Source organism: Paraburkholderia guartelaensis (assembly GCF_004353905.1).
Classification (GTDB): domain Bacteria; phylum Pseudomonadota; class Gammaproteobacteria; order Burkholderiales; family Burkholderiaceae; genus Paraburkholderia; species Paraburkholderia guartelaensis.
This window is the reverse complement of the sequence record NZ_SMOD01000027.1, coordinates 57920-84262: the sequence shown is the minus strand read 5'-3', so window position 1 is coordinate 84262 and position 26343 is coordinate 57920. Positions and strand designations below refer to the sequence as shown.

26 protein-coding genes are annotated in these 26343 nt (G+C 65.6%); 13 read left to right on the top strand and 13 right to left on the bottom strand.

The features are described from left to right. The first annotated feature begins 63 nt into the window (after nt 1-63). Genes E1N52_RS29370 through E1N52_RS29350 form a run of 5 tightly spaced genes read left to right on the top strand, consistent with a single transcriptional unit; the run spans nt 64 to nt 4592 of the window. Nucleotides 64-1275, top strand: coding sequence for an ABC transporter substrate-binding protein (locus tag E1N52_RS29370; protein ID WP_133186413.1), 1212 nt, complete (start codon nt 64-66; stop codon nt 1273-1275). A gap of 28 nt (nt 1276-1303) precedes the next feature. Further along, nucleotides 1304-2176, top strand: coding sequence for a branched-chain amino acid ABC transporter permease (locus E1N52_RS29365; protein WP_069266856.1), 873 nt, complete (start codon nt 1304-1306; stop codon nt 2174-2176). Between the two features lie 5 nt (nt 2177-2181). Beyond that, on the top strand, nt 2182-3171 hold the full coding sequence (locus tag E1N52_RS29360; protein ID WP_133186411.1) for a branched-chain amino acid ABC transporter permease: 990 nt from the start codon (nt 2182-2184) through the stop codon (nt 3169-3171). Next, on the top strand, nt 3158-3898 hold the full coding sequence (locus E1N52_RS29355) for an ABC transporter ATP-binding protein (RefSeq protein WP_133186409.1): 741 nt from the start codon (nt 3158-3160) through the stop codon (nt 3896-3898). The genes E1N52_RS29360 and E1N52_RS29355 overlap by 14 nt, the downstream gene beginning before the upstream one ends. Then, complete coding sequence (locus E1N52_RS29350; RefSeq protein WP_133186407.1) at nt 3891-4592, top strand: ABC transporter ATP-binding protein; 702 nt, start codon at nt 3891-3893, stop codon at nt 4590-4592. The genes E1N52_RS29355 and E1N52_RS29350 overlap by 8 nt, the downstream gene beginning before the upstream one ends. A 773-nt stretch (nt 4593-5365) precedes the next feature. On the opposite strand, the gene E1N52_RS29345 is transcribed toward E1N52_RS29350, so the two are convergent. Then, complete coding sequence (locus E1N52_RS29345; protein ID WP_425468152.1) at nt 5366-6952, bottom strand: MFS transporter; 1587 nt, start codon at nt 6950-6952, stop codon at nt 5366-5368. Between the two features lie 145 nt (nt 6953-7097). On the opposite strand from E1N52_RS29345, the gene E1N52_RS29340 reads away from it, so the two are divergent. From E1N52_RS29340 to E1N52_RS29325, 4 genes are all read left to right on the top strand, one after another. Next, nucleotides 7098-7988, top strand: coding sequence for a LysR family transcriptional regulator (locus E1N52_RS29340; protein ID WP_133186403.1), 891 nt, complete (start codon nt 7098-7100; stop codon nt 7986-7988). Between the two features lie 245 nt (nt 7989-8233). Continuing rightward, a complete protein-coding gene (locus E1N52_RS29335) occupies nt 8234-9733 on the top strand; it encodes a SulP family inorganic anion transporter (protein WP_133186401.1) in 1500 nt (499 codons plus the stop codon). Nucleotides 9734-9931: 198 nt separating this feature from the next. Further along, nucleotides 9932-10375: a MerR family transcriptional regulator gene (locus E1N52_RS29330; RefSeq protein WP_133186399.1), complete on the top strand. Its 444-nt coding sequence runs from the start codon at nt 9932-9934 to the stop codon at nt 10373-10375. Beyond that, entirely contained in the window at nt 10302-10700 is a 399-nt protein-coding gene (locus E1N52_RS29325; RefSeq protein ID WP_205965679.1) for a carboxymuconolactone decarboxylase family protein, read from the top strand. The genes E1N52_RS29330 and E1N52_RS29325 overlap by 74 nt, the downstream gene beginning before the upstream one ends. A gap of 101 nt (nt 10701-10801) precedes the next feature. Here the strand turns inward: E1N52_RS29325 and E1N52_RS29320 are convergent, their stop codons facing one another. Then, a complete protein-coding gene (locus E1N52_RS29320) occupies nt 10802-11965 on the bottom strand; it encodes an alpha/beta fold hydrolase (protein WP_133186397.1) in 1164 nt (387 codons plus the stop codon). Between the two features lie 115 nt (nt 11966-12080). Here E1N52_RS29320 and E1N52_RS29315 point away from each other — a divergent pair, with 115 nt between their 5' ends. Beyond that, nucleotides 12081-12998, top strand: a complete 918-nt coding sequence (locus E1N52_RS29315; protein WP_133186395.1) for a LysR family transcriptional regulator — start codon at nt 12081-12083, stop codon at nt 12996-12998. Between the two features lie 132 nt (nt 12999-13130). Next, nucleotides 13131-13898 (top strand): class II aldolase/adducin family protein, encoded by a 768-nt coding sequence (locus E1N52_RS29310; protein WP_133186393.1) that lies wholly within the window; start codon nt 13131-13133, stop codon nt 13896-13898. Nucleotides 13899-13966: 68 nt separating this feature from the next. On the opposite strand, the gene E1N52_RS29305 is transcribed toward E1N52_RS29310, so the two are convergent. The 10 genes from E1N52_RS29305 to E1N52_RS29260 all read right to left on the bottom strand — a co-directional run bounded on the left by E1N52_RS29305 (nt 13967) and on the right by E1N52_RS29260 (nt 22721). Continuing rightward, nucleotides 13967-14383, bottom strand: a complete 417-nt coding sequence (locus E1N52_RS29305) for a cupin domain-containing protein (RefSeq protein WP_133186391.1) — start codon at nt 14381-14383, stop codon at nt 13967-13969. Between the two features lie 100 nt (nt 14384-14483). After that, nucleotides 14484-15305 carry an AraC family transcriptional regulator gene (locus E1N52_RS29300; RefSeq protein ID WP_133186389.1) on the bottom strand — a complete coding sequence of 274 codons (822 nt, stop codon included), beginning with the start codon at nt 15303-15305 and terminating at the stop codon, nt 14484-14486. A 101-nt stretch (nt 15306-15406) separates the two neighbouring features. Next, nucleotides 15407-15796 carry a hypothetical protein gene (locus tag E1N52_RS29295; RefSeq protein ID WP_246089255.1) on the bottom strand — a complete coding sequence of 130 codons (390 nt, stop codon included), beginning with the start codon at nt 15794-15796 and terminating at the stop codon, nt 15407-15409. A gap of 36 nt (nt 15797-15832) precedes the next feature. Next, nucleotides 15833-16765, bottom strand: coding sequence for a hypothetical protein (locus E1N52_RS29290; protein ID WP_205965680.1), 933 nt, complete (start codon nt 16763-16765; stop codon nt 15833-15835). Between the two features lie 122 nt (nt 16766-16887). Further along, nucleotides 16888-17145, bottom strand: a complete 258-nt coding sequence (locus E1N52_RS29285; RefSeq protein WP_133186385.1) for a hypothetical protein — start codon at nt 17143-17145, stop codon at nt 16888-16890. Next, on the bottom strand, nt 17142-18188 hold the full coding sequence (locus tag E1N52_RS29280) for a DUF2955 domain-containing protein (protein WP_133186383.1): 1047 nt from the start codon (nt 18186-18188) through the stop codon (nt 17142-17144). Before E1N52_RS29280 ends, E1N52_RS29285 begins: the two co-directional genes overlap by 4 nt. A gap of 9 nt (nt 18189-18197) precedes the next feature. Next, complete coding sequence (locus E1N52_RS29275) at nt 18198-19316, bottom strand: HlyD family secretion protein (protein ID WP_133186381.1); 1119 nt, start codon at nt 19314-19316, stop codon at nt 18198-18200. Further along, nucleotides 19313-20890: a TolC family protein gene (locus E1N52_RS29270; RefSeq protein ID WP_425468149.1), complete on the bottom strand. Its 1578-nt coding sequence runs from the start codon at nt 20888-20890 to the stop codon at nt 19313-19315. The genes E1N52_RS29275 and E1N52_RS29270 overlap by 4 nt, the downstream gene beginning before the upstream one ends. Nucleotides 20891-20906: 16 nt before the next feature. Next, the gene (locus tag E1N52_RS29265) at nt 20907-22013 is read right to left on the bottom strand and encodes an AI-2E family transporter (RefSeq protein WP_133186378.1); all 1107 of its coding nucleotides are present in this window, start codon (nt 22011-22013) and stop codon (nt 20907-20909) included. A gap of 336 nt (nt 22014-22349) precedes the next feature. Continuing rightward, nucleotides 22350-22721: a hypothetical protein gene (locus tag E1N52_RS29260; protein ID WP_246089254.1), complete on the bottom strand. Its 372-nt coding sequence runs from the start codon at nt 22719-22721 to the stop codon at nt 22350-22352. A gap of 503 nt (nt 22722-23224) precedes the next feature. Here E1N52_RS29260 and E1N52_RS29255 point away from each other — a divergent pair. Both E1N52_RS29255 and E1N52_RS29250 read left to right on the top strand, forming a co-directional pair. After that, nucleotides 23225-23953 carry a type IV pili methyl-accepting chemotaxis transducer N-terminal domain-containing protein gene (locus E1N52_RS29255; RefSeq protein ID WP_246089253.1) on the top strand — a complete coding sequence of 243 codons (729 nt, stop codon included), beginning with the start codon at nt 23225-23227 and terminating at the stop codon, nt 23951-23953. A gap of 23 nt (nt 23954-23976) precedes the next feature. Beyond that, entirely contained in the window at nt 23977-25371 is a 1395-nt protein-coding gene (locus tag E1N52_RS29250) for an MFS transporter (RefSeq protein ID WP_133186374.1), read from the top strand. A gap of 56 nt (nt 25372-25427) precedes the next feature. Here the strand turns inward: E1N52_RS29250 and cobA are convergent, their stop codons facing one another. Further along, a complete protein-coding gene (gene cobA / locus E1N52_RS29245; RefSeq protein WP_133186475.1) occupies nt 25428-26222 on the bottom strand; it encodes a uroporphyrinogen-III C-methyltransferase in 795 nt (264 codons plus the stop codon). Nucleotides 26223-26343: the final 121 nt, after the last annotated feature.

Here is a 26343-nt window from a genome sequence, read left to right as displayed (position 1 = left end):
AGGGCGAGCACCGCATCTGAACGGTGCCGCTTCCTATTACCGAGACTCAGGTTTGGAGGTTCGATGGACCGCTTCGCGACTCGCAGCAAGCCGCGCGCCCTCGTGCGCGCACTCTTTCGCATCGGTGCGGGCGCCGCAAGCGCCTGCGCGCTGCTCGCCCACACGCCCGCCGCATTTGCCGACACGCTGCCCGTGGGGGTGGAGTTGCCGCTCACCGGGTCGATGGCGCGCGCAGGCAACGCGCAGCTCGAAGGCATCCGGCTCGCCGCCGATCTCTTCAACAACGGTAGCGGCAAGCACAAGGTCGCGCTCACCGTGGTCGACGACGAGGCGCAGCCCGCCAAGGCCGTTTCGGCGGTAGAGAAGCTCGCCTCGCAAGGCGTGCTCGCCATTACGGGCGGCTACGGCTCCAATTCGGTGAGCCCGGCTTCGGAAGCGGCCGACAAGGCCGGCATCGTCTATATCACCTCGGGGGCCGTCGATAGCGCGATGACCACGCGCGGCCTCAAGCACTTTTTCCGCATCGGGCCCGCATCGGGCTATTCGAAGGCGGTGGTGGGGCAGTTGAACGCCATGGGCGTGAAGTCGGTTTCGATCCTCGCCTCGACGAAGCAGGCCACCACCGACCTCAGCAACGAAGTCTCCACGCAACTGCGAGGGCAGGGCGTGGCGGTGACGGTGCATGCGTTCGACCCGGCGATGACGGACTTCAAGCCGCTCGTGAACAAGGTGCGCTTGCAGGACAAACCTGAAGTCCTGCTGATGATCGCTTACGAGAACGACTATATCGGCATTCTGCGCGCAGCCAAGGTGCTGCGTCCGCAACTGAAAGCCGTGATGGGCGCGTGGTCCATCGTCACGCCGAAGATGACCACCGACTATCCCGACCTCGTGAACAACGTGATCGGCTGCGCAATGCTGCCGTACCCCGCGGACTTCGGCACGGCCGACGGCAAGGCCTTCGTGCAGGCGTACCAGGCGGCGTATCACAAGGAACCCGACTACCTGGCCGAATTCGCCTACGTGCAGTCGCGGCTGCTGTTCGACGCCATGGCGCGCGCCGCCGACGCGGGCACGCTCAAGCAGGACGGCATTGCCGCCGAACTGCGCGCGAAGCCGCACGACACGCTGATCGGCAAGGTGAGCTTCGCGCCGAACGGCGACAACCCCGCGTTCCTGAACAACATGGCGCAGATCCAAGGCAATCGCATCGTGCTCGTGTGGCCGAAGGAGCGCGCGACGGGCAAGCTGAACTACCCCGCGCTGCCGTGGTAATTGCGCGCGCAACGAAAGAGGAGCCGCGATGACGGACCTGCTGCTGCAATCGCTGTATTCGGGCGTGCTCGTGGGCGGCGCCTACGCGCTCGTCGCGCTGGGGCTCGCGCTGGTGTTCGGCTCGATGCGCATCATCAATCTCGCCCACGGCGAGCTGGTGCTGCTTGCCGCCTATATCGCCTACACGTTCGAGACGAAGCTCGGCCTCAATCCCGTGTTCGCGATTCCGGTGGCGATTCCGGTGGTCTGCGCGGCCGCGGCCGCCGCGTGGTATCTGGTTAGCCGCATCAAGCGCGACCGCGAGCTGAACTCGCTGATCCTGACCTACGGTATCGGCATCGTGCTGACCAACGCCGTGCTGCTGGGCTGGGGCGCCGACGTGCGCTCGACCGGCAGCGCATGGCTGCAGGACAGCGTGATGCTCGGCAACCTGCTTTCCATGCGCAGCGAAGTGCTCTCGTTCGGTATCAGCGTCGTGCTGATGCTCGCGCTCTGGTGGTGGCTCTCGCGCTCGTGGTATGGCCGCGCCGTGCGCGCGATTTCCAGCAACCGCGATGCGGCGCGCCTGATGGGTATCGACCCGCGCAAGACCGAACTGATCTCATTCGTCGTAGCGGGGCTGCTCGCTTCGTGCGCGGGCGTGTCGATCTACGCGTCGAGCGCGATCCAGCCTTCCATCGGCGAAGCGCTTACCGTGAAGGCGTTCATCATCACGGTGCTCGCGGGCGTGGGCTCGATCCCGGGCGTGCTGGCGGGCGCGATGTTGCTCGGCATTACCGAAGCGCTCACGGTCACGCTCGCCAGCTCGGCGTTGCAGGAACTCGCGGGCATGCTGCTGTTTCTGCTCGTGCTCTACGTGCTGCCGAACGGCTTGTTCGGTGTGGCGAAACGAAGGGGATGAGATCGATGTCGACTTTGAAAATCACACCGGCCTGGTCCGGCCCGCGTCTGGCCGGGCTTGCCGTGGCGCTGGCCGTGCTCTATGTCGGCGTGCCGCTCGTGTTCGGGCAGAACCTGTATCTGATGAGCCTGGCGGTCGCCTCGCTCACCATCGCGGGCGTGGCGCTCGCGTGGGCGCTGCTTGGCAACCTCGGCGGCATGGTGAGCTTTGGACACGCGGCGTTTTTTGGCGTGGGTTCGTATATCTCCGCGCTCCTCACGCTCAAGGCCGGTTGGCCCGTGTTTCCCGCGATGCTTGCGGGCGGCGTGGGGGCGGCAGTTGCCTCGCTTGCGATGGCGCCCGCGCTGCGTCTGAAGGGGCCGTACTTCGCGCTCGCCATCCTCGCCTATGCGCAGATCTTCCGCATCATCGCGACCGAATGGTCCGATCTCACGGGCGGCGCGAGCGGCCTTTCCAGCATTCCGGGCCTGCCGAAGGTCGCGGGCTTCGACTTCGGCAGCAAGAGCGGCGGCTATCTCGTCGTGCTCACGCTCGTGCTGGTGTTCGCCGCGATTTATGCGAGGCTGCGCGGCAGCCATGTGGGACTCGCGCTGCGGGCGATGCATGAGTCGGAAGACGCCACGCGCGTGGTGGGCGTGAACAGCGTGATGCTCAAGCTCGCCATGCTGATGCTCTCGGCGCTGATGACGGGGCTCGTCGGCGCATTCAACGCGCACTACATCAACTTTCTCGAACCCGATTACGCGTTCAACGCGAGCTGGGCCGTCGTGCCGATCATCGCCGCGATTTGCGGCGGCTATCGCACCATACTCGGGCCGCTGGTGGGCGCGGTGACGGTCTATCTGGTCGACCAGCTCGTGCTCAAGAGTCTGCTGCCGACGGGGCATCAGATCGTGCTGGGCATTTTGCTCGTAGCGATGATCATCGTGAGCCCCGCGGGTCTGACCGCGCTGCGCTTCAAACGTACCCGGCGAGGTGTCTATGCAGCAAGCTGAACAGGCGGCGGAACTGCGACTGCAGGATGTGTCGATCCGCTTTGGCGGCATCACGGCGGTCAACGGTGTTTCGCTATCGCTCGGCACACGCGACGTGGTGGGGCTGGTCGGGCCGAACGGAGCGGGAAAGACGACGCTTTTCAACGCGATTTCGGGGCTCGTGCGGCCCACGAGCGGATCGATTCGCTTTGGCGATGTGGATTTGTTGAAAGCGCCGCTCTATCGGCGTGCGCGCCTGGGCATCGGGCGCACGTTCCAGGTGCCGCAGCCCATGCACGAACTCACGGTGCGCGAGAACTTGATCGTCGCGCAACGCTTCGGCACAGGACGCGTGGACGAGGGGCGCATCGACGAGATCCTCGCGTTCCTGGGACTTGAAGGCAAGGCGCAGCGCGACGCGGCGACGGAACTCGCGCTCACCGAATTGAAGGCGCTGGAGGTAGCGAAGGCGCTCGCAACCGGGCCGAAGCTGCTGTTGCTCGACGAAGTGCTGGGCGGTCTCGAAACGGCTACCAAGCGCCGCTTCATGCAAACGCTGCTGGCGGTGCACGAGCGATACAGCGTAGGCATCCTGATCATCGAGCACGATATCGAAACCGTGATGAACCTGTGCAGGCGCGTATGCGTGCTCAACTTCGGCAAGCTGATCGCCGATGGGCCGCCCGCCGACGTGTTTCGCGATCCCGAAGTCGTGCGCAGCTATACGGGGGAGGCCGCCCATGCTTGAGGTCAGCAGCGCCCGCGCCGGCTATGGCGCGATCAATGTGTTATGGGACGTTTCCCTCAATATCGCGAGCGGCGAGGTCACGACCATCGTGGGCCCGAACGGCGCAGGCAAGACCACGCTGCTGCGCGCGATCATGGGCCTCGTGCCGCTTGAGCGCGGCCAGATCACCTTCGACGGCGCGCCGCTCGCGGGCGTGCCTACGTGGGACATGGCGCAGCGCGGTATTGCGATGGTGCCTGAAGGGCGCATGATTTTCCGCGACATGTCGATCGAGGAGAATCTGATGCTGGGCGCGTTTGCGAAAACGCGGCGCGCTGGGGCGAAATCGCAGCTAGAGGAGGTCTACGCGCTGTTTCCGCTGCTCAAGGAGCGGCGTGCGCTGCTTGCGGGCACGCTATCCGGTGGTCAGGCGCAGATGCTGGCACTGGGGCGCGGGCTCATGTCCTCGCCGCAGCTCATGCTGATCGATGAGCCTTCGCTTGGGCTTGCGCCTGTGATGGTGCAGGAGGTGTTTGCGATTCTGGATCGGCTCAAGGGGGCGGGGCGGACTATTGTGCTCGTGGAGCAGAATACCAATATGGCGCTGCGGCTTGCTGATCAGGTTTATCTTATGCAGGGGGGGAAGGTTACGTTTGCTGCGCGGGCTGTCGATGTTAATGTCGATGAGCTTCATGATATGTATTTTGCGCGTTAGGGTTTTTTGTTTTTTGCTCTTTGGGGCTTTGGCTTTTTCCTGTTTTCGCGGCGGTCTGCCTGGGTTGCCCCTGTGCGGGGCGGCACCTACTTTCTTTGCGGCGGCAAAGAAAGTAGGCAAAGAAAGCCGCTCAAACCGCCAGCGCCTGCCACAGTTCACATCTCGCCGTAAATGGTGAATGGCTCCGGAGCGTCTGTCACCCCGCACCTTCAAGGTTAGTGACAAGGCGCTCATCGTTCCGGCGGCGCTCCGCGCGCCGAAGGGCATAACCCAACCCCGTTGGGGCGCGTGCATTATCGCGAAGCCTGAAATGCCTTTTGGTTTCCCTTGCAGACCCGACCGCAGCGCGCGAAGCGAGCAGCGGGATAAATGACAGCCTTGTCACTAACCTGGGTGGTGCGAGGTGACAGACGCTCCGGAGCCATTCACCATTAAAGCCGCGATGTGAACCGTGGCAGGCATTGGCGGTGTGAGCGGCTTTCTTTGCCTACTTTCTTTGCCGCCGCAAAGAAAGTAGGTGCCGCCCCGCACAGGGGCAACGCAGGCATACCGACGCGAACACAAGGAAAGGCCAAAACAGCCAGGAACCACCACAAGTTTCATGAACCCAATACATAAGAGCATGCGCGTGTGGCCCAGCGCCGATTGCGAGACACCGAACTGCGCGGCCGCGCCGTGATGGGATTCGCTGTTGGGGGCGACGTGAAGCGAATCATATAAAACACGCGAGCCGCAAGCATGACAACAGCCCGCAGCAAACATAACCGCGATCATCACGCCCGGCCTTCTTCACGCACGATCGCCGCGGCATGCTCCAGCAAATCCCCCTGCACCGAGCTTGCACCGCGCGCACGCCCCAGAAACACGATCACCGCGATAGCGCAGCCAAGCGTCAGAACAGCGAGCCCCGTAAGCAGCACCGAAAACGCATCGGCATAAGCCGCACGCAACGCAGACACGTGCACGCCCGGCAGCCACGCCGCAGCCTGCGCGAGGTCACCCGTCGCGAGTCTCGCCGACGCCTGCGCAATCGCGCCCCCATCGACATGAACGTGATCCGCAGCGAGAAGCCGGGCTTGCGTGAGCGCAGCCAGCAGCGCGCTCACGCAGGCAAGCGCGATGCCTTCGCCCGCCACGCGCGTCGTGCTGAAAATGCCGGTGGCCATGCCCGCACGCTCCTTCGGCACGACGCTCACGGAGAGGCCGTCCATCAATCCCCAAGGCATTGCCGCGCCGGTGCCGATCGCGAGCATCGGCCCGATCGCCGACGCATTCGCACCGCCGCGCAACGCCAATCCGAGCGCGTACAGTCCCGCGGCGGCGATGGCCAGGCCAATGCCCGAGACCACGCCCGGCGACAGCCAGCGCGTAAGCACCGCAGCCGCGAGCGGCACGACCAGCATGGGCGCTGAGAGCGCGAGCATGAGCCAGCCCGCGTCGATTTCGCGGTAGCCCTCCACGCCGATGAGCCGCAGCGGCAGCACGACGAGCAGAACGATGTAGCAGAAGCAGGTCGCGATCGGCAGCAACTGAACGCCCACGAAGCGCGGATAGCGAAAGAGCGAGAGATCGAGCATGGGACGCGCGATGCGCTTTTCGATTGCCACGAAAGCGCACGCCAGCACAACCGAAGCGGCCAGCAACCCCGCCACGAGGGCATGGGTCCAACCGCGGCTGGGTGCTTCGATTACGCCGTACGTGAAGCACGAAAGCGCTGCGGTGAAGGTGAGCGTGCCGGCCCAGTCGAGTCCGCGCGCGTTCGGGTCGCGCGACTCGCGCATGCGTGGTACGCCGAATACGAGCGCGAACGCGCCCGCCACTGCGCCGGTCGCGAACACGGCGCGCCAGCCGATGCGCTCGATCAGGAGTCCGGCGATCACGGGCCCGAACGCGAGCCCGAGGCCGAACGTCGTGCCGAGCAAGCTGAATGCGCGCGTGCGGGCGTGGCCGTCGAACTCCTGCGCGAGCGCCGCGGTGCCGCCGGCCAGTGCCGCTGCCGCGGACAAGCCTTGCGCCGCGCGCAGCAGGTCCAGCGAGAAGAGCGAAGGCGCACATGCGAGCGCAAGCGAAGCCAGCGTAAAACCCGCCACGCCGAGTGCGAACACGCGCTTGCGCCCGTACTGGTCCGCGAGTGTGCCTGCCGCCATCAGCAGACTGCCGAAGGCGAGCATGAATGCATTGGTGACCCAGTTGAGGGCGGCGGGTGCGCTGGCGGCGTCGCGCACGAACGCGCGGCCAATCGCTGGGGTGGCGACGGCGCCGCCCGAGAAAGCGAGCGGCATGGCGAGGCCGGCGAGGCAGACGGCCGCCAGGATGGCGACGCGGCGCGACGCCTCGTTGTGGTTGGGGGATATCGTCACGGAATGGCTCCAGAGGTCGCCGGACGCGCGCCGGCTGGAGCGAACTACGATAATGCGCAAACGTGCGCGGAAAAACAGGCTGGCGTTCCGCAGATTGCGGAACGGGATTCGCGAATCGTTGCGCGCCGGACTACTCGAATACGCTATGGATAATCTCAACGGCATCGTCGCTTTCGTGCGCGTCGCGCAGGCGCTCAGCTTCGTCGAGGCGGGGCACGCTCTCGGCATCTCGGCCTCGGCGGTCGGCAAGAGCATTGCGCGGCTCGAGCAGTCGCTCGGCGTGCGCCTCTTTCATCGCACCACGCGGCGCATCACGCTCACCGAGGAAGGCCAACTCTTCTACGAGCGCTGCCATCGCATGCTCGAAGAACTGCGCGATACGCAGGAACTGCTTTCGGCGGCGGCCCAAACGCCGCGCGGGCGCCTGCGAGTGAGCCTGCCCGCCATCGGCTATCGCTTCCTGCTGCCGGTGTTGCCCGAATTCGCGCAACGCTACCCGGAAATCGAACTCGATCTGGACTTCAACGACCGGCTCGTCGATCTCGTGGAAGGCGGCTTCGACGCCGCCATCCGCAGCGGGGCGCTCAGCGATTCCAGCTTGATGGCGCGGCGTCTCGGGCCGTTTCGCTTCGTGCTTGCCGCGGCGCCCGCGTATCTCGCGCGCGCGGGCGTGCCGCGCACGCTGGGCGATCTCGAAGCGCACGCCTGCGTGCGTTACCGGTTTCCCACGACGGGCAAGCTCCAGCCGTGGGACCTCGCCACGGGAACGGAAGCGCCGCCGCAATTGCGCGCCGCGCTCGTCTGCAACAACATGGAGGCGTTGCGCGGGGCGGTGGAGGCGGGCTTCGGCATCGGCTACATGCCGGACTTCCTCGCTCGCGACGCGCTGGCGACGGGCACGCTCGCAACCGTGCTCGACGAAGCCTGCGAAGCGCCGGGCCAGTTCTCGATCCTCTGGCCCTCCAACCGGCACCTCACGCCGCGGCTGCGCGCGTTCGTCGACTTCACCTGCGAGCGGCTCTTCAAGACGCCCTGAGCCGGCCGCGCAACCCGCGGCCTCGTCGGCAACCTCACGGCAATCATGCTAGGATGCGCCCTTTCGTCCGTCCGGATCATGGCGCACGCTGACTCGCGAGCGCCCCATGGATCTCGCGGGCCCTCGAAGCGGCGCCACGCCGCCGCCTCGCATCCTGTCCTGTTCCCCGCCCCCCTTCGAGCCAACGCGACGCGCGGGGCGTGGCAACGACATCCAGCCAATCCGCTGCAAATCCATACCGCTACATGGAATCCGATCGTTCCGGCTCGCGCCGTTCTTCCCGTTCTTCGTTGCTGCGTAGCGAACTGCTCGCGGGCATCACGTCGTCGTTTGCACTCGTGCCCGAGTGCATCGCCTTCGCACTCGTCGCGCGTGTCAATCCGCTCGCGGGCCTGTACGGCGCCTTCTTCATCTGCACGATCACGGCGCTGTTCGGCGGCCGGCCCGGGATGATTTCGGGCGCGGCCGGATCGATGGCCGTGGTGATCGTCGCGCTCGTGGTTCAGCATGGGCCGCAGTATCTGTTCGCCACGGTCGTGCTGAGCGGCATCGTCATGATGCTGTTCGGCGCGCTGCGCTTAGGCAAGCTGATCCGCATGGTCCCGCATCCGGTGATGCTCGGGTTCGTCAACGGCCTCGCGATCATCATCGCGCGCGCGCAGTTCGAGCACTTCAAGGTGCCCGGCCCGCAGGGTCCGCAATGGCTGCACGGCCCGGCGCTCGCGCTCATGGCGGGGCTCGTTGCGATCACCGTGGCGATCGTGTTCGTGCTGCCGCGCGTGACGAAGGCCGCGCCGCCCGCGCTCGTGGCTATCGTCGGCGTAGGGCTCGCCGCGCAGCTGCTGCACCTGCCGGTGCGCACACTCGGCGACATGGCGCACATTGCGGGCGGCCTGCCCACGTTCGCGCTGCCGGCGGTGCCATTCGACCTGGCGACGCTCAAGATCGTGCTGCCCTACGCGGTGCTGATGGCGATGGTGGGGCTGCTGGAGACGCTCCTCACGCTCAACCTCACCGACGACGTGACGGCCACGCGCGGCCGCCCCAACCGCGAGTGCGTGGCGCTCGGCGCGGCGAATGTCGCTTCGGGCCTGTTCGGCGCGATGGGCGGCTGCGCGATGATCGGCCAGACCGTCATCAATCTCGGCTCGGGCGGACGCGCGCGTATCTCGGGCGTGACGAGCGGCGTGATGATCCTGCTCTACATCCTGTTCCTTTCGCCGCTGATCGAGCGCATTCCGCTCGCGGCGCTCGTGGGCGTGATGTTCGTGGTGGCAGCCCAGACCTTCGCGTGGGGCTCGCTGCGCGTGCTGCACAAGGTGCCGCGCAACGACGCCGTCGTGATCGTGGCGGTCACGGTCATCACCGTGTGCACGGATCTCGCGACGGCGGTGCTCTGCGGCATCGTGATCGCCTCGCTCAATTTTGCGTGGCAGCATGCGCGCGAATTCCGCTGCGATATCCGCGATACGGCTTTGGGCGAGCGCGTGTACGTGCCGCGCGGCACGCTGTTCTTTGCCTCGGCCGCGCACTTCCAGACGCTGTTCGATATGCAGAACGATCCCGCTCACGTCACGATCGACTGCGCGCATCTGCACGTGGCGGACCATTCGGCCATCGCCGCGCTCGAAGCGGTGCAGGGGCGCTACGAGCGCGCGGGCAAGCGGGTCGTGTTCGCACATCTCTCGCAGCGTTGCAGCGGGTTGCTGGCGCGCGCAGACGTGGAGGTGCGGGTGACCGCATGATGTGCCAAAGGCGGGGATTTCCCGCCTTTTTTGTTTGCGCTGATACGCTAGCGCCACACGGCAGTTTCGTGGAGTTTGCGGTCCGAGCGGGCGGGGCGGATTCCGCGATGAAAGACCCGCATTTCGCCCGCGCAAAAAAAGCTTGACCTGGAGTGCACTCGAAGTCCCACCATTCAGAACGTCGATGAGGAGAGGCGCATGAAGATTGGCGAACTGGCAGCGCTCACGGGCCTTTCGGCCCACACGATTCGCTACTACGAACGCATCGGGCTGATTCCCTATGCGGTGCGCAACGAGACGGGCCAGCGTGCTTACGACCGCTCGGTGCTCGAATGGATCGAGTTTCTGGGCCGTCTGAAGACCACCGGCATGCCGATTCAGGGCATGTTGCGCTACGCGCAGCTGCGCGCGGCGGGCAAGGCAACCGAGCGCGAGCGCGGCGAATTGCTGGCGGCGCATCGCGAAGCGGTGCGTGCGCAGGTGGCGGAACTCAACGCGTGTCTTCTCGTCCTCGACAACAAGATCGAAGGTTATTCCCACGCCATGCAAAGGAACGAGAATGCACACCATGATGAATCAGCACAACGACGCCCAGCAGGAAAGCCGCCTCGCAAGAGGCAAGCGCATGCTCACGGCGATTGACGGCAGCGGCGGCGAGCACGTGATCGACTCGCTCGCCGACATCGCGCCGGATTTCGCGCAGTATCTGCTCGAATTTCCGTTTGGCGATATCTACGCGCGTCCGGGTCTCGACCTGCGCTCGCGCGAGATCGCGACCATCGCGGCGCTCACGGCGATCGGCCACGCGCAGCCGCAGCTCAAGGTCCATATCGCTGCGGGCCTCAATGTGGGCCTCACGCGAGAGGAGATCGTCGAGACGATCATGCAGATGGCCGTGTACGCGGGCTTTCCCGCAGCGCTCAACGGCCTCTTCGCGGCACGTGAGGTGTTTGCTCGCGAGGGTTGAGGGGCCCGCGGCATGCGGCGGCTAACACCGCCGCGGTCTGGCCGTTTCTCCCGTGCGGTCACTGTGGCGGTTTGCCGGAATCTCTCGTCCTCGCGAACGGCTCAGTTCAAACCAGGTGGATTCGAAATCCGCAGCCTCCACCCACCGTCCACGCATTTCCCCATGACCTGCGTAGCGGTGCCGCGCTCTTCATGCGCCCGGCCGTCCGGCAGCGTCACGTTCAGAGTCCAGTCGAGCAAGACGAGCGCGATGTCGCCGCTCGTCAGCACACGGCGCACCTCGTTACGGATGCGCGGGCGCAATGTCAGCAACTGAGCCAGGGCGCTGCGCAGTTCGGCTGGACTCCCTTGCACCATGTCGCCGCTCGTCATTCGCATCGTGGCTTGATTGCTGAACAAGCCGAGCACTGCATCGAGATCGCCGGCGTTCAGCGCCGCATCGAACGCGACCGGGACCTGCTCGGGCGTGCTGCATACGGCGGAGTGCTCCTCGATTGCGCCGACGAATCGCGCAATGACCCGTGCCATGTCGGCCGGCGCTTCTAGCGGCGACAAGTGTCCCGTTCCGGGCAGGATATGCATCGCCGCGTGCGGGATGCGCGGCAGTAGTTCTGCCTGCAGCGTTGCCACGCGATCCACCTGGTCAAGCTCGCCTGAGATGACGATGGTCGGCACGTCGATCGACATCACCGCCTCGGTGATGTCTTCGCGCATGGCTACGTTCGGCCAGGCCGCCTTGGCCTGCGGCGCAGCCTTCAGGCTGTCCTCGATGACTTGCTCGCGGCGGCTGGCGTCGAGCGATTTTGCGGTCAGCACGTGATCGATGACGAACTCGACCGATTCGCGCGATTGATACGCACCGGTCAACGTCGTGCGCTGCTCGTCCGACAGGACCATCGGCGACGGCGGCGAAGGCGCCACGAGCACGAGACCTTCGAGCCCGCCCGGCCGACGCGATGCGATGAGTTGCGCAACCTTGCCGCCCATCGAATGCCCGACAAGAACATAGCGCTGCAGGCCGAGCGCCTCGATGACACCCTCGGCGTCGGCGGCGAGATCGGCGATGCGGTAGCCCTCGGCGGGCGCCTCGGAATCGCCCCAGCCGCGGTGATCGGTGGCCACGATCCGATACCGGTCGGACAGCTCGCTCGCGACGCCGTCCCATGTGCGCGACGAACCGCCGTAGTAGTGCAGGAACACCAGCGCCAGCGCGCCGCTGCCTTGCTCCTTGACGTGAATCCGTATGCCGTTCGACTTGATTTCCATTTCCAGGCTCCTTCCCGGTTGGGTGATGGATGCATGGTAGATTCAAGACTTGGGTTTGATAATTGCCGTTCCAGTGTGGTCAGTCGATAATCAGATTATCGAATTGGGGGATGCAATGGACCGACTGACGAGCCTAGGCGTTTTTGTCGCCGCCGTAGAGGAGGGCAGCCTCGCCGCGGCGGCGCGGCGCTTCGGACTGTCGGCCGCGATGGCCGGCAAGCACGTGAGCGCAATCGAGGCCGAACTGAATGCGCGGCTGCTGCAGCGAACGACGCGGCGCTTGAGCCTCACCGAGGTCGGCTACGCCTACTACGAGCGCTGCAAGCGGATTCTCGAAGCGTTCGACGAAGCGAACCGGGAGGCAAGCGACTCGCAGGGCACGGCGCGCGGCGTGCTGCGCGTCGCCGCGCCGGTGACGTTCGGCGCGATGCATCTGGGCGGGGCCGTCGCCCGCTATCTGGAAGACCATCCGCATGTGAACGTGGAAGTGCTGCTCGCGGATCGCTACGTTGACCTCGTCGATGCGGGCGTCGATGTCGCGATCCGGATCGGACGGCTGCAGGATCCGGGACTCGTGACGCGCCGGCTCGCACCGTGCCGGATGGTCGTGTGTGCGTCGCCCGCGTATCTCGAGCGCCATGGCACGCCGCGCACCCCCGACGACTTGCGGCGCGCGCAGCGCCTCGTCTTCAGCGAGGCCGTGTCGGCGGGCGACTGGACCTTGCTCGACGCGAGCAACCGCGCGCACGTCATCGACGGACCTTGCCGGATGGCGGCCAACAATACGCAGATGCTGCTCGGCGCCGCGCTGGCCGGAGCCGGCATCGCGTATGGTCCGACCTTCGTGTTCGGCGAGCACCTCGGGCGCGGCGAACTGGTGGCGCTGCTGCCGGACTATCGCGCGACAGAGTTGGCGATTCAGGCGGTGTATCCGAGCGTGCGGCGCATACCGCTCAAGGTGCACCGTTTTGTCGATTACCTCGCCGATACGTTTGGCGATGAGCCGCCGTGGGATCGCAAGGCGATGCCTTAAACGAGCGGTATCGAATGGCATGTGCCAGCCGTAGTTGAAAGGAGTTGTCGCCTGGCCGACAATCTTTCGGCGAGTTCGCCCGCATCATGAGGACTCCCTCGATTTCCCCATACCCAACCAAGGAGCGTCGACATGGCTTCACCGAGTGTCAATGTCAAGAACGACGTGTCACCCGCCGAATGGGAGGCGCGAGTCAATCTGGCAGCTGCTTATCGCCTCACCGCGCTGTTCGGCTGGGACGATCTGGTGTTTACCCACATCTCGGCGCGCGTGCCCGGCCCGGAGCATCATTTCCTGATCAACCCATACGGCATGATGTTCGAGGAAATCACGGCGTCCTCCCTGGTGAAGATCGACCTCGATGGCCGCAAGGTTAGCGAGTCGCCGTACGACATCAATCCGGCTGGCTTCACGATCCATAGCGCCGTGCATGCAGCACGTGACGACGCGCACTGCGTCATGCACACACATTCGATCAATGGCGTTGCCGTGTCGGCCCAGGAGGCGGGACTGCTGCCGCTCTCGCAGCAATCTCTCGGGGTGTTGGCTTCGCTCGGTTATCACGACTACGAAGGCCTTGCCCTCAACGAAGCCGAAAAGCCGCGTCTGGTTCGAGACCTCGGCGACAAAAATTATCTGATGCTGCGTAACCACGGGCTGCTGACCGTCGGCAATACGCCGGCGGACGCCTTTGTCGCGATGTACTTCTTCGAGGCGGCCTGCATGATCCAGGTGCGAGCGCAGTCGGGCGGTGCAAAGCTGACGCCAATCGCGCAGCCCATTCTCGACGGCTTCAAGCAGCAGATCGTGGCTGTGACGCGTGGCGTCATGCCAGGGGCGCTCGTCTGGCCCGGTCTGCTGCGCCGGCTCGATCGAGCCTATCCGGGGTATGCGGACTGACGCTGGAGGTTAGAGGTGATGCGATCCGCGCTCGATCGGCCAGTTCGAGCAGCGGATAGATGCGTCGCTCAGATCCAGAGATCGTTTTCTACCGTGCGTTCGCTGCGCGCGCCGTCGCCGGTGTTGGCCACGCCGCGCGGTTCGATCAGCAGGAGCTTTACTTCGCCGATTGCGCAGGGCTTGTGTTCGGCACCCTTCGGGACGACGGCCAGTTGGCCCGCGCGCACGACGATGGGACCCTCGCGCGTGTCGATGCGCAGTTCGCCTTCGAGCACGATGAACGTTTCGTCGGTATCGGCGTGGCTGTGCCAGACGAACTCTCCAGCGAGCTTCACGACCTTGAACTGGTAGTCGTTCATCTCGGCCACCACGCGCGGCTGCCAGTGGCCTTCGATCAGGGCGATTTTTCCGAGCAGGTCGATGGTCTGGCCCTGGCCGCGTGCGGCCGGGGCGTTGGGGTGTGCGGTTGTGCTTGCGGCTGACATACGCGGCTCCGTTGCGCTGATTAGCGCTCAGTCGTGGATATTGACGAAGCCGAGACTACGCCCACTCGCCGCACGTGTCTTGCACGATCGTGACGATGTTCTAGCGTGTTCCGCCCACGATCCGCAGCCAGCGCGCCGGCGCAATGCCGAAGGTTTTCGTGAAATGGCGCGTCATGTGGCTCTGGTCCGTGAAACCCGCACAAGCCGCGACAACGGCGAGCGGCATGCCGCGCAGCATCATCGTGCGCGCGGCGTCGAGACGCCGTTGCGTCAGGTAGCGGTAGGGGCTCGTGCCGTAGAACCTGCGGAAGTCTCGCGAGAGGCTCCAGCGGTCCCGCCCGACGGCCTGTTCGAGCGCGTCGAGCGAGACGGCTTGCTGGCATTGCGCGTCGAGGTATTCGCGCGCACGTTGCGCGCCGGCGAAGTCGCCTGTCGAGCGAGGCGGCGGCGTGCCCGCCACGGCGGCGAGCGCATGCGCGAGTTCCGCGAGTGCGTCGCTCTGCTCGAACGGGTCGAGGCCTTGCGAGACTCGTTGCAGCAACGCATCGGTTGCCGCCCATAAACGGGGATCATTCGTCACGCCGCCCTCGATGAAGGGCAGTGCGCGGCCGCCCAGCACTTGCTGGAACACGGCGGGCTGCACGTAGATCATGCGATAGCGAAAGCCCTCGCCCGTGCCGGCCTGGCCGTCGTGCGGCTCGTCGGGATGCAGCACCATCGTGTGGCCCGGGAGGCTGTGGGTCGTGCCGCGCCGGTATTTGAAGCTCTGTACGCCCGAGAGCGTGCGGCCGATCGCATAGGTGTCGTGGCGATGCATCGCATACGCCTTCCCCTGAAAGAAGGCTTCGATACGCTCTACGCCCGCAACGGGCTCGGCGCGCAGCAGCCAGTCGGCGCTGCGTTGTGGATCGATTGGATTCATGGAGGTTGTCCCGGTGCGGCGCAACGCGGCCAGAGGCCGATACGGGCCGGCGCGGCGTCACGAGAATTGTGGCACAGGCGCGCCGCGCCTGCAGGCGTCGCCTAGCGGCCCATGCGCCGGTCGTAGCTGCTCACGACCCGATGAATCAGCGTGGGGTCGCGCGCGTCGGCAGTGTTGAACTGCACGACCACGCTGCCATCTGATTGCTGGTGCACATTTGCCGTCACGGTGGCGCCGTCGAGCGTCCCGGCAATCGTGCCTGTGCCGGGATCCTGCACCGTGATCGTGAGCCCCTCGTCGCGCATCGCGCCCGCCGCGGCGGCGAATGACCGATCGTAGCTAGCGGGCGTCATGACGACGGTGCCGGGTGGCGCGGCATAGTACGGACATCCCGCCATTGGCAGCAGGCAGGCACAAACCCCTGCGAACACGAGACACCTCACGACTGAACCCGCCGTCGAGGAAACTCGACGCTCACCCCGTAGATTCATGGCAGTTCTCCCCAGTCCCACATAGCGTTCGACATCCTAGAAGCTGACCGCCAGGCCAAACGACACACCGTGCACGTTGTGGCCAAACACATAGCGCACCATCGCTCGCGTACGGGTAATGATGACGGGATACGCGCTGCTGTCGAGTTCCAGGCCCACGCCCAGCGATGTGAGTTCGTTGAAGCCGAGCACCCCGGCGCTGTCGCCAAAGTAATGCGAGTACGCGAACTCCAGCACGTAGCGCACCGGCTTGTCCAAAGCGTGCCAGCCCGTTGGCGCGCGCCAGCGCGTCCAGAGGCTCACCTGCTGCGCCATGGCGGAGCCCTGAACGGCTTCCGAACTGCCGCCAAAGCTGCGCAGGTAGATATCGGTCGCGCGCAATTCCGCATCGATTTCGTAGTTTTCCCGGTAGTGCTCATAGTCGAGCATGAGCGAGCCGCCGTAGCCATACGCGTCCAGATAGCCGTTATTGAGGAACTGGAGATTGCTGTCCGTGACATGGTTGAACAACGTTTGTCCGATGCGCAGATCGCTGGAAACGCGTCCAATCGTGCCGTTTATGATCGGGCGAAACACGAGTTCGTTAGTGATGCGAAAGTCCCAGCCAAGCCCCACCGTGCCGCTGAAGGTATTCCACCTCGTGGGCACCGCCCGCGTCTCGGTTCCATCGGTCGCGATGAACGTCGGGTCGTAGCGGCTATAGGCGAGTGTGCCTTCCATGTAGAGCGGGAACGTCCGGCTTAGCGTGAAGCCGCCGCCTAGCTGTGTCTGCCCGAAGCCTGGGTTGCCGGTGGTGCCGTTGTTGATCGATAGCGAACTGGTCGTGACGTCCGGAACGGTAGTGTAGGTCATGATGGACAGCACGGCGTCCGCATGCTGCTTGATGTTGCCGCCTATCACGGTTTGGTTCGACAGCTGGCCCGGTGTGCTCTGCGCGTGCGCTTGCCACGGCAGCACGGCCGCGAGCATCGCTGCGCCAGCCTTTACCAGCGCGATGCGCAGTCGCAGCCAACGGAGGGTGGTGTTCGTCATGTTCGATCCTGGCGGGTCCCGATGCCCGATTGGGTCTGATTACACCTGCTTGAGTTTGCTCACGTCCGGTTGCGCGCCTGGCGCGAGGCTTCCTGTCCGCCGCGTATGGCGGCGGCAACGATCAATCCGGCAAACACGAGGCCGATCAGTCCGAGCAGCACCGCGCCGCCGAAATAGAACATGCCGATCGTCAGGACGACGAATATCACTAGCAGACCGCACAGGAGCAGACGCATATACCAGATGGTCCGGCCCGACTCCAGCAGGATTTCGCGTGCTCTCGGCGCATGGTCCGCGCTTTTTAGCGCATCGTTCATGGCGTATCCCTCTCGAGCGCCGCCGCACTGCGCTGTGCGAAACGCTCGAATATCTGCAGCATCAGGCACGCGTAAGCGGTGACGGCAAGAAAGAGCGCCATGCGCACGGCGAACGCCCGGTAAACGTCCTTGCCCGCCACGCTGTCCTGTACCGACTGACCCAGCAGAATGATCATGGTGACGAGGCTGTTCAGCCAGAAGCCCGGCGAGTATCGCGTGGGACGGATGCGATAAAGCCTGCGCGCCACGAGCAAGCCGAACAGCAGCATCCAGAGATAGAACATCCAGATATTCACGAAGAGCCTGAGCGCGAACCAGAACGCGACGGCGAGCAGTCCGCCGAGCGCCGTGGAGCCGAGCAGTTCGCGCGCCGCGCCGCGTGCCGACGTGGTGCAGGTTTGCCTGCCGAGGCTCACGGACTTCATGATGATGGGCATATAGCTCGCGGGGTCGTTCATCGCCAGCAGCCAGGCGGGCATGACCACGAGTGCGGCCTGCAACGCGATGCGCGATGCCATCGCTTGCGGCATAACGCGCGGGGCGGGTTTGGCGCCCGCAACCGCGCCGCCGGGCTCGGGAAAGAGCGCGTGGCTCACGACCGAGACGAGCACGGCGAGCAGCACGCCTTTCACGAGCGCACCGACCACCGTGGCGGCGAGTTGCTGGTCGGCCACGCCTGCCGCGCTGATCATCGTGAGGCCCGCCGCGAGGAACGTCGCCACGAGATTGTTGCCGCCGCGCAGGCCGGAGCGAAACGCAAGGAAGAGACAAACGCCGACGAGCAACACGCCCGCGAACGCGTAGTAGCGCAGCACGGGCACGAGCAACAGGCCACTGCTCGTTGTGAGCGCAACGACTACGGCGAGAGCGAGCGCCGCCTTGAGTGAAAGCGGCCGGTTCTGCGTCGCCAGCAGAAAGACGGCGAGCACCGGCGCGATCACAGGAATCGGAAAGTCGAGCGCAAAGCTGATGGCAAGCGTGAGCGCCGTGCCTGTGGCAACGCGGAGCGCGCGGCGACCGGGAAGCGAGGGGCTCGTTTGCATAGGCGCCGGTCAGTAGACGAAGGAGAGCCAGCTCATCACGCGCAGGAACACGCGGCCGAGCGGATTGAGCGGGTTGCCTGCGCTCGGAAACGCCATCACTTCGGCTTGCCCGCCCACGCGAACGTTGCGCAGCCGCGCGCGCTCGTCGCTGTCGAACTCGACGATCACGGGAAAGCGTTGCGCGGGCCGCAGCCAGTCGCGGCTGTTCTGCACGGTGGGCAGCGTGCCGGGCGGCGTGCTCTGTCCCACGCTCACGCCGTAGCCGATGCTGCGGATGCGTCCGGCGAACACTTCGCCGGGCAGCGCGTCCAGCGCGATGGCGACGGGTGTGCCCGCATGCAAGTGGCCCAGATTGTTCTCCGTCATGTCCGCGCTGACCCAGACATCGTGAATGGCGATGAGCGTCATGACCGGATTGCCCGCTGCCGCGAACTGGCCAACTTCGGTGCGCAGGTCGGTGATGACGCCGGCCGAGCGCGCGCGGATGCGCGTATTGGCGAGATCGAGTTCGGCCTTTTCGAGCGCGCCCGCGGCGCTGCGCAACTGCGCGTTCTCGGCTTCGTTGCCGCCTTGCTGTTCGCGCGCGCGTTCGATTTCGGCGCGGGCGGCTTCGACCTGGCTTTGCGCCTGCTCGTGCGTGGCGCGCGCCACTTCGAGGCGCCGCAGCGAGACCGTGCCTTCGTCTTCGCGGTACAGCCGTTCCAGCCGGTCGCTATCCTGGCGCGCCTTGACCTCGTTGGCGAGCGCCGCGCGCAATGACGCTTGCGCTGACTCGATGCCGGCGGTGTTCGCGCCGATTTGCCGCCGCGTGGATTCGAGGTCGGCGCGCGCGCGGTCGGCGGCGATGCGGTATTGCTCGTCGTCGATTTCGAACAGCACGGCGCCCGCGTTGACCTTCTGGTTGTTGTGCACGAGCACGCGCGTCACGCGGCCTGACACTTCCGCGGCAACGGGCACGACGTAGGCCGCGATGCGCGCCTGCTGCGTATAAGGCGTGAAGCGATCGGCAAGCAGATACCAGATCAGGCTGATGACGATCAGGATGACGATCCACTTGAGCGCCTTGCCCGATGTGTCGGAAGCCGGCGGCGCTTGGGGCGGGCTGGAAGGTTCGGACGCGCTGCTCATCGTGTCGGCCCTTCCGGTTGAGTGCCAGGCGCTTGCGCGGCGGAGGGCGATGCCGGTTCGTCGAGCAGGTCGCCCCAGTCCGTGCGTCGCTGCATCTGGGCGCGGGTAGCGGGATCGATGAGCGGCTGATCCAGGTCCCAGCCGCCGTCCACGGCCTTGTACAGCGCAATCAGGCTGCTCACGGCGTTGCCGCGATTGACGACGAACGCGTCCTGCTGCGCGGAGAGCGCGCGCTGCGCGTCGAGCACGCGCTGGAAGTCCGAGTACCCTTCGCGGTAGATCGTGTTGGCGAGCGTGAGCGAGCGCTGCGCCGCGCCTTGTGCGTCGTTCAGGATCGTGTCGCGCTGCAGCGCCGCGCTCAGCGCGGTTGCGGCGTCGTCGGCCTCGCGCGCCGCTTCGCGCACGGTCTCCTGATAAGCGACGATCAACTGCTGCAGGCGGGCATCCTGCACGCGCACGTTGTTCGTGATGAGGCCGTGATCGAACAGGTTCCATGTGATGCTCGGGCCGGCCGCCACGCCAAGCGTGCTCGGCGCACCCGCAAGCGAGCTGGCGCTCCAGGCGAGTGTGCCGACGAGCGAAATGGACGGATACAGGTCGGCCTTCGCCACGCCGATCAACGCAGACTGCGCGGCCATCTTCTGCTCCGCAGCGCGTACGTCCGGCCGGCGCAGCAGCAGCTTCGCGGGCACGTCCTGAAGCACGGCGTGGTCGATGAGCGGAACGAACCCTGCCTTGGCCGGCTGCACGTCGAGTTCGGGCAGCGGGCCGGGCGGGCGCCCGAGCAGCACGCTAAGCGCGTGCCGCGCCACCGCGATCTGGCTTTCGAACACGGGAATGCTGCTCAGCGTGCCGAGATACTGTGTTTTCGCTTGCTGGAGATCGAGCTCGTCGGTTTCGCCGCTCTTGAAGAGCTTTTGCGTGATGTCGTAGCTGCGCTTTTGCAGCTGCGCGTTTTCGCGCGCAATCCGCAGACGCGCTTCGGTCGTGCGCAGCGTGAAATAGGTGTCCGCGACCTGCGCGTGAACGAGCACGAGCGCGTCCTCGCGGTTGTCCTGGGCGGCGAAGAACGAGGCGTCAGCCGATTCGATCGCGCGGCTAAAGCGTCCCCAGAAGTCCAGTTCCCAGCCGATGCTGAACCCAAGACCGTATTGAATGTAGGCACCCGAACGCGGGTCGAAACCGTCGTGGCGCTTGCGCGCCGAGGCCAGCACGTCGGCGTTGGCCTGCTGCACCTGCGGGTAGCGCCCCGCGAGCGCGATGCCGAGCTGGGCGCGCGCCTCGATCACGCGCAAGGCGGCGATTTTCAGGTCGCTGTTATTCGCGTCGGCTGCGGCAATCAGCTGCTCGAGATTTTCGTCTCCGAATACGCGCCACCATTCGCGCGCGTCGGGTTGCTCATTCGGTCGTGGAGCGATCGACGTGACCTGCTCGATCGACGCGCTGCTCCAATGCTCGCTCCAGCTCTCGTGTTGCGGCTGAAAGTCGGGGCCCACGCGCATGCATGCGCCCAGTAGCGTGCTCAGGCAGCAGGCGCCGAGCGGGAGCCAGTAAGGGCGCTCGCAGAGGATCACAGCGCGGCCTCGGGGCTCAAGCCCGCTGTTCTTCTCGTGCGTGTTCGGCTTGGGGCTGGTCTTTCACCCAGCGCCAGAACAGTTGATAGCCGACGGCGAGCATTACCGGGCCGATGAAAAGGCCGATCACGCCGCCTGTGACCATACCGCCGATCGCGCCGATCAGCACCACCGGCATGGGCACCGCCACGCCGCGGCCAAGCAGCAGCGGCTTGAGTACGTTGTCGGCGAGACCTGCAACGAACTCGTAGACGGAGAAGACGATGGTCGCCGTGCTCACGCCCTGCGTCATGATCACGAAGATGATGACGGGCACAGTGATGAGGGTGGCGGGCAGCTGCATGATGCCGATCAGCAGCACGGCCAGCGCGAGCAGGCCTGCGCCGGGAATGCCCATCACGATGAAGCCGACGCCGATCAACACCATCTGGATGAACGCGATGCCCACCACGCCCTGGGCGACGGCGCGAATCGTGGCGGTGCAAAGGTCGGCGATTTGCGGGCCGTTTTCCGGGCCGGAAACGCGCGAGGCGATCTGCACCGTGCTGCGATAGCCTGTCTCGCCATGGGCCATGAGAATGCCGGCAATGATCAGGGCTACGAAGAAAATCAGCAGTGCGGCGCCGAGTCCGGTGATGGTGCCGAGCAGCGCGAGGCCGGTTGCCTTCAGTTGCGGCGCGAACCGCTGCACGAGACCGGCGACGTCGGTCGACGCCTGCATCCAGAAGTCGTATACGCGCTGACCGACGATTGGCCAGTGAGCGATCGAGTCGGCGGGAGGCGGGATATGAAACGTGCCGCCCTTCGCGACGCTCATGGCATGCTCGATCGAATCGGCCACGGCGACACCGAGCAGCCAGGTCGGCGCGAGGATCACCGCGAACGCCACGAGAATGATGAGCGTGGCGATGAGCCCATCCTTGTGAGGGAAGCTGCGCTGGAGTTTCGTTTGTAGCGGATAAAGCGTGACCGCGAGAATCACGGACCACACCATGAGGTCGAGGAACGGGGCGAAGATGCGAAAGCAAAACATCGCCAGGACGGCAATGAGCGCGGCGCGAATCAGGACATCGAGCAAATCCCGGGACTGCGCCTTTGGCGTTGATGTAGTGGGCAGCAGCATCGTCTGTGTCTCCTCGCAGGCCAGGGCGCGCGATTCAGACGCCCCCAGACTCCTATAACGTTCCGGCGAGGACCGCCAGAACTAAAGGTGGTACGAGAAACTGTCCGCCGACGTTGCGTGCCTTCCCAGCATGACCCCGTGACCGGGAGCACAACTCCACGATGTTTGCAGTCGCCTGCGAGTTGTGCGAAGCGCGCCGTCGAACTGAGTCTATTACACGCTTTGAAAAGGGACAACGAACGCGCGGCCCACTTTGGGCCAGCGAGGAACGTGGTTAGCAGTACGCTGAAAATGGCGTCATGCGCGAGCTGCGTTTCTGATTCCTATTCGCAGATATCAATGCCCCGGACCACTCGAAGGCACGCAACTGAGAATGAGCCGATCGCCCTGACCCGCACCGGGAGCCAATGCAGCGTTGTGGAATTCGTGGCCGCCGCAGCGCCACTCGGCGAGATAGTCATTCCGGCAGCCGCCCGATTGCGCGGCGACCATCGACACCGGATAGCTGCAGGTTCGCAAACCGTCGCAGTGCGCGGCGAGATCGCGTGTGACATTGCCGTGTGGTGCGCCGCAGTTGCTGCCGTACGTGCCGGAGACGATTGCGATCGTCGCTTCATTCGCGGCGCTCGCCGCGGATGAAATGACGAGCCCGCCAAGGCCGACGACGGCGACGCATGCGAACGCGCGGCCGATTGCGCTTGGCTTCATGACACACCTCCCAGGCCGGCGCCGCGCATGCGCGCTCGCGCGGCCCACCAATCCATGTTTACAGAGTAGTGCTGTCGCGCCGAAGGGCAAGACGGTGCCCGGCGATGGTGCGGGGCTTCGCTGCAGTGCACCAGCAGCAGTCACCTGAAGCACACGATTGGTGGCGCGCAGCCGGTCTCCGCTTCGCGCGCCGCGAGCGCTGCGTGAACCGTGAAACCCGCGCCAGCCGGGCGTTGCGCGGGGCGTGCGGGCTGCCGGCGGATCGGATGGCATACCTATTGCTTTATCGCTATCGGGGGCCAATGAAGGCTCCAATGAATTGCAGCATCGTCCCGCCGTGTGCGGGATCATTCGATCGTGCGGGGCAACGGCGTCCCGAAGCGGCACTCCACGGCACAGCGTGCGTGGCGGGTGCGCTTCGGGACGCTTTTTTTATGCGCTTCGCGCAAGCACCCTGGTCTGGCAACACCTTCGCGACGCGATTTGTACAACTAAAGATGAACATGCGGGAAACGATACCTGACATCTCTGCGGAAATCGTCGGCGAGCTCATCAATCTGGCCGGTCGTCAGCGCATGCTCTCGCAGCGTGTCGTCCTGCATGCGCTGCTCGGCTTGCGCGGTGACGCGGCCGCGCTCGTCGTGGCGCGCGACTGCCTCGACACGTTTGCGGCTTCGCACGCACGGCTGGTGGAGGGCGACGACCACTTTCCCGGCGTGTTCTCAACGGCGTTGCGCGAACTCTATTTCGGCGCACGCAAAGCCGACGAGCGCATCCGGGCGTTCACGAAACTCGCGGCGCATGCGTGCGCGTGCCTCGAGCGCTCAATCGAGGCGTCGACGGCCGATAGCGTGTGCGAGGCAGCCGTGACGGAACTCACTACCGCCGCCACGCCACTGCTCGAACTGCTGCAAGCGCTTACCCAGGCGTACCAGGACGAATTGCGCAGCGTGGAAGCCGCGGCGGCGAAGCGGCAGGCGGGCATCGTCGACGAACTCGCCTCCATTTCGCTGCGCGCGAACATCGTCGCGCTCAATGCACGGGTGGCTGCCGCACGCGCCGGCCAGTTCGGCCGCGAATTCGCGGTGATCACGGCGGAGCTGGCGCACGTGATAGGCGAAATGGACAGGCTCGTGCAGGGCGTGGTCGGCAAGCCCGAAACGCGCAATAGCGCGCCCGAAAGACATTCTGGATTCCGAAATCAACGGATGCATGCCCGCCTGGCGGGTTGAGATCCACTACTGGAGAGAACCTCGTGAAAGACCTGGTAAGTTCGCTCAAGAGCGGTAACTGGCGCGCGCTGGTCGCGTGCTTCCTGTACTTCGACACCGGCTTCACGGTGTGGGTGATGTTCGGCCCGCTCGCGCCCTTCATCCAGAAGGACATTGCGATGACGCCGGCGGAACTGGGCCTGCTCGTGGCCGTGCCGGTACTCGGCGCGGCGATTTTGCGCGTGACGCTCGGCAATCTCTATCAGGCCTACGATGGCCGCCGTGTCGCGCTGATGGGCATCGCCCTCTCCGCCATCCCCGCCGCCGTGCTGTTGATGATGCCGGGCACGCCGTCCTATACCTTGCTGCTCGTGCTCGGCGTGTTGCTCGGCGTGGGCGGCGCGAGTTTCGCCGTGGCGCTGCCCATGGCGGGCAGCAACTATCCGCCGAAGGTGCAGGGCCTCGTGCTCGGCCTCGCCGCGGCCGGCAATATCGGCGCCGTGCTCGACGGCTTCCTCTTTCCCGGCCTCGCGACCCACTATGGATGGGCGCATGCCACGGGCGCGGCGCTGCCGCTGCTCGCACTTGCCGCGACGGCCGTGACCTTTTGGGCCCGCGATCTCGGCCAGAAGTCCGGTAGCGCGCTGCACGCATTGCGCTCGTTCGGCATCACGCTCGCCGGCTTGATCGCGCTCGTGCTTGCCGTGCATGCAGGCGTGTTCGGCGCGGGCAAGACCGGGGTGCTGCTGCTGCCGGTGTTCGGCGCGCTGCTCGCCATCGCCGTGTTGCCGCGCCACTATCGCGCGGTGCTCACCGAAGGCGACACGTGGGTCGTGATGCTCGTGTACAGCATCACGTTCGGCGGCTTCGTCGGCATGTCGTCCTATATTTCGACGCTGCTGATTTCGCTTTATCAAGTACCGAAGCTCGAAGCCGGCGTGGTGATGTCGCTGCTCGCGCTGACCGGTGCGATGGTGCGCCCGCTCGGCGGCCTGATCGCCGATCGCATTTCGGGCGTGCGTGCGCTCGTGGTGCTGCTTGCCGCGATCTCGGTATGCGACTTCGCATTCGCGCTGTGGATGCCGCCGTTCGCCGCGGGCATTGCGCTGCTCGCCTTCACCTACGTGTGCTTCGGTCTCGGCAACGGCGCGACGTTCCAGCTCGTGCCGCGCCGCTGGCAGGGCCGCACCGGGCTGATGTCGGGCATCATCGGCGCGGCGGGGGGAATCGGCGGCTTCTATCTGCCGGTCATCATGGGCATTGCCAAGGAGAGCACCGGCAGCTACCAGATGGGCTTCGCGACGTTCGGCGCGATCGCGGCGGCCGCATTCGGACTCGTGGTGCTGCATCGCGCACGCTGGCTCGAATGGGCGCTGCCTCAGGAGCCGGCGATGGCCCAAGCCGTCGTGCAGGGCGCTCAGGCGAGCGCAAGCAACTGAGATCTGGTTAGATAGGATGGTGCGGCCCGAGCGTGAGCGACGGGCCGCAAACGCGTTTACGCACGTCGACGCAGCCCCTCGCTGCCCGCTTCCTGTGAATGCACGCCGAACGACGCGGGCGAAATGGCGAACGATGCCGCTTCGCCAATCGCGTTGCCCACGAGAATGATGGCGGGGCTGCCAAGGCCTGCTGCACGTGCGTGCGCCGCGATCGTGCCGAGCGTGCCGGTGACGCGCCGCTCGCTCGCGCTGCCCGCCCACTGCACGACGGCGGCGGGTGTTGCCGTGGGGAGCGCTTCTACGAGCGTTGCGCACAGCGACTCGATCCGGCTCATGCCCATATAAATGGCGAGCGTCATGCCCGTCGCGGCGAGCGCCTGCCAGTCGGGTTCGCTGTGGTCGCGCAGATGCGCAGTCACGAAGATCACGCCCTGGCAATGATCGCGATGCGTGAGCGACACGCCGAGTCCCGCCGCCGCCGCGAACGCTGAAGAAACCCCGTTCACGATCTCCACCGTCACGCCCGCCTTGCGCAACGCCGCGAGTTCTTCCCCTGCGCGGCCGAACAGCAGCGCGTCGCCGCCTTTCACGCGCACCACGTGCAAGCCGCGCCGCGCGTAGCGCTGCATCAGTCGCTCGATGAAGGCCTGCGGCGTGGACCGGCAGCCGCCGCGCTTGCCCACGCGTATCACCCGGGCCTGCGGCGCGAGCGTGACGATTTCCGGATTCACGAGATCGTCGAGCAGCACGACGTCGGCGCTCGCGAGTACCTTCGCCGCCTTCAGGGTGAGGAGGTCGAGATCGCCCGGACCCGCGCTCACCAGCGTGACCTTGCCTTCGTTGCCCGTCATCATCGTCGTCTTCCTTTGTATTGCGCGCACCCACGTGGGGAGCGCCATAAAACAAATGGCGTCCGCTCGCCGCTTGCGACGAGGGGACGCCATTGTCCGGTGGGTTCGAATCGAGGCGCGA

Excerpts from the sequence above, each read along its gene's own strand:
- E1N52_RS29325 (WP_205965679.1), top strand. The coding sequence starts at position 10,302 with ATGATGAATCAGCACAACGACGCCCAGCAGGAAAGCCGCCTCGCAAGA.
- E1N52_RS29265 (WP_133186378.1), bottom strand. The coding sequence starts at position 22,013 with ATGCTGCTGCCCACTACATCAACGCCAAAGGCGCAGTCCCGGGATTTG.
- E1N52_RS29280 (WP_133186383.1), bottom strand. The coding sequence starts at position 18,188 with ATGCAAACGAGCCCCTCGCTTCCCGGTCGCCGCGCGCTCCGCGTTGCC.
- E1N52_RS29370 (WP_133186413.1), top strand. The coding sequence starts at position 64 with ATGGACCGCTTCGCGACTCGCAGCAAGCCGCGCGCCCTCGTGCGCGCA.
- E1N52_RS29360 (WP_133186411.1), top strand. The coding sequence starts at position 2,182 with ATGTCGACTTTGAAAATCACACCGGCCTGGTCCGGCCCGCGTCTGGCC.
- E1N52_RS29340 (WP_133186403.1), top strand. The coding sequence starts at position 7,098 with ATGGATAATCTCAACGGCATCGTCGCTTTCGTGCGCGTCGCGCAGGCG.
- E1N52_RS29350 (WP_133186407.1), top strand. The coding sequence starts at position 3,891 with ATGCTTGAGGTCAGCAGCGCCCGCGCCGGCTATGGCGCGATCAATGTG.
- E1N52_RS29285 (WP_133186385.1), bottom strand. The coding sequence starts at position 17,145 with ATGAACGATGCGCTAAAAAGCGCGGACCATGCGCCGAGAGCACGCGAA.
- E1N52_RS29310 (WP_133186393.1), top strand. The coding sequence starts at position 13,131 with ATGGCTTCACCGAGTGTCAATGTCAAGAACGACGTGTCACCCGCCGAA.
- E1N52_RS29320 (WP_133186397.1), bottom strand. The coding sequence starts at position 11,965 with ATGGAAATCAAGTCGAACGGCATACGGATTCACGTCAAGGAGCAAGGC.
- E1N52_RS29295 (WP_246089255.1), bottom strand. The coding sequence starts at position 15,796 with ATGAATCTACGGGGTGAGCGTCGAGTTTCCTCGACGGCGGGTTCAGTC.
- E1N52_RS29335 (WP_133186401.1), top strand. The coding sequence starts at position 8,234 with ATGGAATCCGATCGTTCCGGCTCGCGCCGTTCTTCCCGTTCTTCGTTG.
- E1N52_RS29355 (WP_133186409.1), top strand. The coding sequence starts at position 3,158 with ATGCAGCAAGCTGAACAGGCGGCGGAACTGCGACTGCAGGATGTGTCG.
- E1N52_RS29300 (WP_133186389.1), bottom strand. The coding sequence starts at position 15,305 with ATGAATCCAATCGATCCACAACGCAGCGCCGACTGGCTGCTGCGCGCC.
- E1N52_RS29315 (WP_133186395.1), top strand. The coding sequence starts at position 12,081 with ATGGACCGACTGACGAGCCTAGGCGTTTTTGTCGCCGCCGTAGAGGAG.
- E1N52_RS29260 (WP_246089254.1), bottom strand. The coding sequence starts at position 22,721 with ATGAAGCCAAGCGCAATCGGCCGCGCGTTCGCATGCGTCGCCGTCGTC.
- E1N52_RS29305 (WP_133186391.1), bottom strand. The coding sequence starts at position 14,383 with ATGTCAGCCGCAAGCACAACCGCACACCCCAACGCCCCGGCCGCACGC.
- E1N52_RS29255 (WP_246089253.1), top strand. The coding sequence starts at position 23,225 with ATGCGGGAAACGATACCTGACATCTCTGCGGAAATCGTCGGCGAGCTC.
- E1N52_RS29330 (WP_133186399.1), top strand. The coding sequence starts at position 9,932 with ATGAAGATTGGCGAACTGGCAGCGCTCACGGGCCTTTCGGCCCACACG.
- E1N52_RS29365 (WP_069266856.1), top strand. The coding sequence starts at position 1,304 with ATGACGGACCTGCTGCTGCAATCGCTGTATTCGGGCGTGCTCGTGGGC.
- E1N52_RS29290 (WP_205965680.1), bottom strand. The coding sequence starts at position 16,765 with ATGCTCGCGGCCGTGCTGCCGTGGCAAGCGCACGCGCAGAGCACACCG.
- cobA (WP_133186475.1), bottom strand. The coding sequence starts at position 26,222 with ATGACGGGCAACGAAGGCAAGGTCACGCTGGTGAGCGCGGGTCCGGGC.
- E1N52_RS29275 (WP_133186381.1), bottom strand. The coding sequence starts at position 19,316 with ATGAGCAGCGCGTCCGAACCTTCCAGCCCGCCCCAAGCGCCGCCGGCT.